This window comes from Ideonella sp. P3_A4 (assembly GCF_056403075.1).
Map to the genome: position 1 here is coordinate 1 of NZ_JBFUGE010000369.1, position 6,025 is coordinate 6,025.

The window sequence follows — 6,025 nt, forward strand, 5'->3', positions numbered from 1 at the left end:
GGTGGCCAACCTGCTGGACATGGCCCGGCTGGAATCCGGCGCCGTGCAACTGAACCTGCAGTGGCAGCCGCTGGAAGAGGTGGTGGGCAGCGCACTCGCCGCCACCGGCGCCACGCTGGCTGGCCGGCGAGTCCAAGTGAAGCTCGCCGACGACCTGCCACTGCTGCACCTGGACGCTTCGCTGATCGAGCGCGTGTTGGTCAACCTGTTGGAAAACGCGGTCAAGTACACGCCGCCAGGCTCGCCGATCGAGATCAGCGCATCGGCGACCGAGGGCGAGGTGGAACTGCGGGTCGACGACCACGGCGCCGGCCTGCCGCCCGGCCGCGAGGAAGCCATCTTCGAGAAGTTCGAGCGCGGCCGCAAGGAAAGCGCCACGCCTGGCGTCGGCCTCGGGCTGGCGATCTGCCGGGCCATCTTGCGGGCCCACGGCGGCGACATTCATGGCCAGACCCGGCCTGAAGGCGGGGCGCGCTTTGCCATCACGTTGCCGCGCGGCGAGCCGCCGAGCGATGATGGCGCGATGCTAGAGCTGGCCGTGACGACATGAGCGACAACCCCATGCGCGTGCTGATCGTCGAGGACGAAGCCGACATCCGCCGATTTGTGCGACTGGCACTCGAATCCGAAGGGCACGAGGTGTTCGAGGCCGACGGCGTCAAGCGTGCGCTGATCGAGGCCGGCACGCGCCGACCGGACCTGGTGGTGCTCGACCTCGGCCTGCCCGACGGTGACGGCGTGGATTTCATCCGCGACCTGCGCGGCTGGTCGCCGGTGCCGGTGATCGTGCTGTCGGCGCGCAGCAGCGAGACCGACAAGATCGCTGCGCTCGACGCGGGTGCCGACGACTACCTGGTCAAGCCCTTTGGTGCCGGCGAGTTGCTGGCGCGGGTGCGCGCGCAACTGCGTCGCCACACCCAGCAGACGCCGGCGGGCGAGCCCGTCGTCAACTTCGGCGACGTGTGCGTCGACCTGGCGCGCCGCAGCGTCGAACGCGCAGGGCAGGCGCTGCACCTGACGCCCATCGAGTACAGGCTGCTGACCCACTTGACCGCGCAACCGGACCGCGTGATCACGCATCGGCAACTGCTCAAAGTGGTCTGGGGCCCGGGCCATGCCGAGGACATCCACTATGTCCGCGTCCACATGGCCAATCTGCGCAAGAAGATCGAAACCGACCCCTCGATGCCGCGCCACCTCGTCACGGAAGCGGGCATCGGCTACCGATTCGTTCCCTGAGTCACTGAACCGCGTTGCTGGCGTATGACTATGCGCCTCAGCCCGCGCGCCTCAGCGTGGCCACTGATACGTGCGGCCAGCTGAGGCCGTTGAAGTTCAGGAGCACGGTCTGCGAGTATTGAAGCTGGTGGAAGGCCTCGCCCGACGGCCCTTTCACGGTCTCGATCCAGAACGTGGCGTCTATCTCCGCAGCCAGTGCATTGGGTGCCGGATTGCCCGCGAGAAAAGCGATGTTGGCCACGCCGCCGCCCGCGCTCGGCACGGGCACCACCCCCAGCTTCGAAGAGATGCTGAGGACCGTGGTCTCCACGATGTCTTGACCTTGGAGCGCGGCTTGCAACACGGAATTCGGGTTGTCGACCATGGCCTGCGTGATGCCGGCCAACTGAGCCGGTGGGGAGCGGAAGTCCGTTGGATTGCTCAGCGTGGATTCTGGAAAGCTGATCGGCTCCTTCGGGTTGTCGATCACGAACGGCGTGATGCTGACGGTGGGGATCACCGGCGTCTGGGCGATCACGTTCGCACTGCCTTGCGCCTCGATCGTGGTCCCGTGCGGAATGCTGCCCATCCGAACCACGGTGGCCACCTCTTGCGGCTCCGTTGTCGCTTGCACGTTGGCCCAGATCCCCGTCTCGACGTGGATGCCTCCGCCGATGTTGCGATCCGAGACTTGCTGAAGGTAGGTCATACCGAACAGGTTGATGTCGGCCTGCAGCAGGCCGCGATTGGGGATCGCGCCCGGGATGTTCTCGAACTGAATCGTTTCATCGGTGAGGTTGAGTTCGAGAAAGCGGTCCTGCCCAGGCGGATTGGGCGGGACGGCATGGAACGGCCGCCAGATCTGGTTGAGCCCCTGTCCCTTCCACGTGCCCAGCAGCAACTTCAGAGGCCCTAGCGGATCCTCTTGGTTCAGCTGGAGGGCCTTGTTGGCGGTCCGATGCGGCTTGAAGACGAAGTCCTTGGCGAGTTCCATGGTCTATCTCCCGAGTGGGTGGGAACACATGACAACAGCGAACGAATCAAGTGATCTGCGATGGGCCTGCTTGGTGCGAGGGGCCGTTGCGCGCTGACCAGAACGGGCTGTCCGGCCATCGCCGCTCTGCGCTGTAGTGCTTGCGGCGCTGGTCGAGGTAGCGCCGCCAGCTCGTGTCGGCGCGGCGCGCCCAGGCCAGCGCGGAGGGTGCCATCGGCTGGCCGGCGAGCCAGGCGATCATGGTGTCGGCGGCGGCCAGGCCATCGGCCAGCGCGCCCGAGATGCCCGAAGAGGTGAGTGGATCGAAGGCCATCAAGGCATCGCCGACCGCCATCCAGCCCGGGCCTGCTGCACGATCGAGGCAGGCGCTATGGGCGGGAAAGCTCGCGATCCTGGGTGTCTCGATCGGCGGCGCCAGGCGGCGGGCGAGTTCCTCGGTGTCGCACCACATTTGGCGAAAGCGATAGCCGTCGCGTAAATCGTTCTGACGGGCGAGATCGCGATCGGTCATCAGACACACGACGGCGCGTGCATCAGATGCGTTAGGCGCATCCGGCGCCGTAGGCAACGGGGCCGCGTACCACCAGCCTAACGCGAACGGCTCGAGCAGCGAGAGGCCGGCCAGGCGGCTCCCCGGTGACCGCGGCACCACGGCACCCAGCGCGACGAGCGAATCGATACGCCGTCGCGTGGCACCCAGGCGCGTGGCCAGCTCAGCACGCCGGCCGGTGGCGTCGACCAGGATGCGGGCGCGCCATTCGCTGCCGTCGCTCAGCCGCAGCGCCCAGCCTCGGCCTTCCCAGGCGAGCTGGTCGATCTTGGCCGGCCGCATCAGGCGCGCGCCACGGGCCACGGCGGCTTCGCGCAGCATCGTGTCGAAGGCCTCGCGGTCGAGGTGCCAGCCGTTGCCGCGCCCGCGGTGCAGGAAGTCGTCGATCTCTCGCCGATGGCCCCACAGCGAGAGGTTGCCCTGGTACGGCGCATGGGCCCGCATCGCGTCGGGCAGGCCCAGTCGCGTCAGCATCGGGCCGACGTCCGGCGTCGCCGACTCGCCGATGGACCACAGGCGCTCCAGCGGCCAGTCGACCAGGCCGACGTGCTCGACACCGGCCTGGCGCAGCGCCAGGGCCGTGGCGCAACCCGCCGGCCCGGCGCCGCAGATCAGCACATCAAGCGGCGTCACCCTTGGCCGGCGGGAAGAAGGGGCGTGGCAAGGTTCGCGCGACCTCGACGAAGCGCAATTCACCCTGGACCGACTTCTCCATCACGAAGCCCAGCCCCTGCCAGTACTTCACCATGTCGACGTCGTCGGAGAAGGAGATGAAGTCGTTGCGCAACTGATCGAAGTCGGTGCCGACCCAGGCGACCTGCTGGCCGCTGCGCAGATCCGGTGGCGGGGGCGCTGCTGCCACGCCGGCCACTGCACGCGGCGCAGGCGGTTCGAGGTAGACGAACTCAGGCCGTTGCGCTGGCCACCACCAGATGACGCGGCCGTCCATCGGCTGTGACGAACACTCGTTGAAGTCGGCCTGCCATGGCACGGCCATGTAGCGGCAGACGTCGCCCGGCTCCATCTGCGCCGGATCGAAGCCGGCGCTGAGCGGGCCGTCGATGACGAGGTGGGCATTGATGCGCAGCGGATCGTCGTCCTGGTAGATCGCGGTGTTGCGCGAGATCCAGCCCATCTCGATGCCGGGGGAGAAAGCACCGCCGACGCAGTTTTCCAGCACGCCGCGCGTGAGGGCGGCGGGTGAATCGCTGGTGGGTGGTTCATTGCAGAACCAGCCCGCTGCCCATTGCTGCATGAAGAAGAACTGGGTGTCCGTCAGGCGCAGGTACTTGGAGGTGAGGGTGCCAGGAATCAGGCAGTTATCACCCGCCAGGTACGGCATCATCGTGCGGCCCTTGTCGCTCACGATGACGTTCTCGTAACTCGGCGGTCGCAGCACGCCGAGGATCCAGCTGCGCAGGCCCTTGTATTCGTCAGTGGCCGGCGAGCTCGGCACGGCACCCAGCTGTTCGAAGTTGAAGGTGTGCGGCTTCGGCGGGATGGCGGCCACCCACGGGTAGAGCGTCGCACGCTCCAGCAGCGGCTGGATCTCGGTCTGGAAATTCGGCCGGTAGCCCGAAGGCCCGGACTTCCACAGCCCCCGTTCCTGGATCGCCGGTACCTTGCCGTCGCGCACGCCGGCATCGAAGATGGTGTCCCACAGCGAGACCAGGTTGGCGATCTGAGGTGCGTACGATGGCGGGCCGACCAGCACCCACGAAGCATCGGCGCGGATCTCGGTGCCATCGGTCAGCCGGATCGTCGCGACGATGGGCCCGTCCGAGGTGTCGTCCCACCAGCCGTCGTTGTTGGCGTAATCGGTGATCGTCGGGTTTGGCGAGATCGTTCCTGAAGTACCGAATCCGCCGAGGACCAGCAGGCGACCGGCGTCGTCGGTGCACAGCTCGCCGAGGCTGGTGATGCTCTCGCCGGTCGGGTGCAGTGGCCCGGGCGGGAAGTTCACGCCCTGGTAATTCGACGGCGCGCTGGCGGCATCAAACCGCACGTCGGACTGCGAGGCCCCGGCAATCGAGCGCGGCCCGGCGTCGATCATCAGCTTGTGGCGATCGGGCTCTTTCGCGTTGCGCAAGGGGTGGTTGGGCGCGTAGCCGTCTTCGCCTTCATTGGTCACGAAGGTGTACCAGCTCGCTTTCTTGTTGGCGATGTGTGCCGTCCAGGTGATGGCGGCGATGCCCGGTGTGCCGAGCGTGACTTCTTCCGAACCGTTAGGACCGTCGCGGAAGATGCGAAAGCGCGCCGCTTGCCGGCACAGGCGGCCTTGGTCGTCACGGAAGTCTTGCTCGGTGAAGGGTGCGCCGTCCGGCAGCGTCGGCAGGCCGCGGTAGACCTCTGGGCCGATGTAGAACTTGGCCGGCGCGTTGCCCACGCGTGCCACGCCGATGCTGGGGTAGATCTTGTAGCTTGACATGGTGTTGCCTCCCGTTCAAAGCGCATGGCCCGTGGTGGGGATGACCAGCTTCTCGAAGCCGTGCAAGGCCCGCGACAGGTGCAGGGCATGGACGCTTCCGGCGGGGGCTTTTTCGAGCGCCTGTCGTATGCCGCGGGCGAGCTGCTGCACGTCGGCGCTGTCGTCCCAGCTCCAGGTGGGCGCCGCATTCGGGCCGACGCCGCTGTCGCCGTTCTCATGGGCCGGCGTGCTCATCAAGGTGGCAGCCAGGCTCGGCAGCACCYCGTGCATCATGTTCAGCACGACGCCGAAGAAGGGGTCGTAGTCGCTGCGCAAGAACGTCCGCTCGAAGCCGCGCAACATCAGGCTGTAGTTCTGGTTGAACAGCTTCGCCTTGCTCAGGGCTGTGGGGTTCGAAAAGTCCTCCAGACGGGGGTTGGACGTGATCGGATAGGTCGGCGGGAAGTTCGCCAGGTCGAGCGAGACCTCGCGGAACTTCATGAAGTGACTCATCTCTTCAGGCGTGCCCAGGATCGGCCCGTAGGTGCCGTCGGTGCGCAGGCCGTACTGGTTGTAGGCGCCGAAAGGCTCGCGCGGAACCAGGGGCTTGTCGGCCGGCACCTTGCCTTCGCCTTGCCGGACGATCTGCTCGATGCCGGCCATCGCGCTGGGCTTGTCGTGAACTTCGATCACTGTGCCGCCGAACTTGCCGAGGTAGATGTCGGTACGTTGCCGGAACTCAGAAGATTCGGCCTGGAAGGGGTTGCCCGGGTAGGCCTCGATCGCGTCGACCAGCGACTGGTACAGCTGCGCGATCGTGTCGTAGTGGTCCCCTTGCGCCGGGGCGTCCCAGGGG

At 66.9% G+C, this 6,025-nt stretch carries 6 protein-coding genes; 2 read left to right on the forward strand and 4 right to left on the reverse strand.

Annotation, left to right across the window (positions count from 1 at the left end; all coding sequences use genetic code 11):
• Both AC1DYI_RS24260 and kdpE read left to right on the forward strand, forming a co-directional pair.
• The coding region (locus tag AC1DYI_RS24260) for an ATP-binding protein (RefSeq protein ID WP_477206698.1) at positions 1-550 on the forward strand (550 nt) is incomplete at its 5' end.
• Positions 547-1,239 (forward strand): two-component system response regulator KdpE, encoded by a 693-nt coding sequence (gene kdpE / locus AC1DYI_RS24265; protein ID WP_477206699.1) that lies wholly within the window; start codon positions 547-549, stop codon positions 1,237-1,239. The genes AC1DYI_RS24260 and kdpE, both read left to right, overlap by 4 nt.
• 37 nt (positions 1,240-1,276) lie before the next feature.
• Here the strand turns inward: kdpE and AC1DYI_RS24270 are convergent, their stop codons facing one another.
• From AC1DYI_RS24270 to AC1DYI_RS24285, 4 genes are all read right to left on the reverse strand, one after another.
• Positions 1,277-2,212: a heme-binding protein gene (locus AC1DYI_RS24270; RefSeq protein ID WP_477206700.1), complete on the reverse strand. Its 936-nt coding sequence runs from the start codon at positions 2,210-2,212 to the stop codon at positions 1,277-1,279.
• A gap of 46 nt (positions 2,213-2,258) precedes the next feature.
• Positions 2,259-3,395, reverse strand: coding sequence for a tryptophan 7-halogenase (locus tag AC1DYI_RS24275; RefSeq protein ID WP_477206701.1), 1,137 nt, complete (start codon positions 3,393-3,395; stop codon positions 2,259-2,261).
• On the reverse strand, positions 3,382-5,190 hold the full coding sequence (locus AC1DYI_RS24280) for a LodA/GoxA family CTQ-dependent oxidase (protein ID WP_477206702.1): 1,809 nt from the start codon (positions 5,188-5,190) through the stop codon (positions 3,382-3,384). The genes AC1DYI_RS24275 and AC1DYI_RS24280 overlap by 14 nt, the downstream gene beginning before the upstream one ends.
• Before the next feature lie 15 nt (positions 5,191-5,205).
• Positions 5,206-6,025 (reverse strand): ferritin-like domain-containing protein (locus AC1DYI_RS24285; protein WP_477206703.1); only part of this gene is annotated, 820 nt, incomplete at its 5' end.

Bases quoted from the DNA above. Each gene is read 5' to 3' on its own strand.
- kdpE (WP_477206699.1), top strand. From the start codon at position 547: ATGAGCGACAACCCCATGCGCGTGCTGATCGTCGAGGACGAAGCCGAC.
- AC1DYI_RS24270 (WP_477206700.1), bottom strand. From the start codon at position 2,212: ATGGAACTCGCCAAGGACTTCGTCTTCAAGCCGCATCGGACCGCCAAC.
- AC1DYI_RS24280 (WP_477206702.1), bottom strand. From the start codon at position 5,190: ATGTCAAGCTACAAGATCTACCCCAGCATCGGCGTGGCACGCGTGGGC.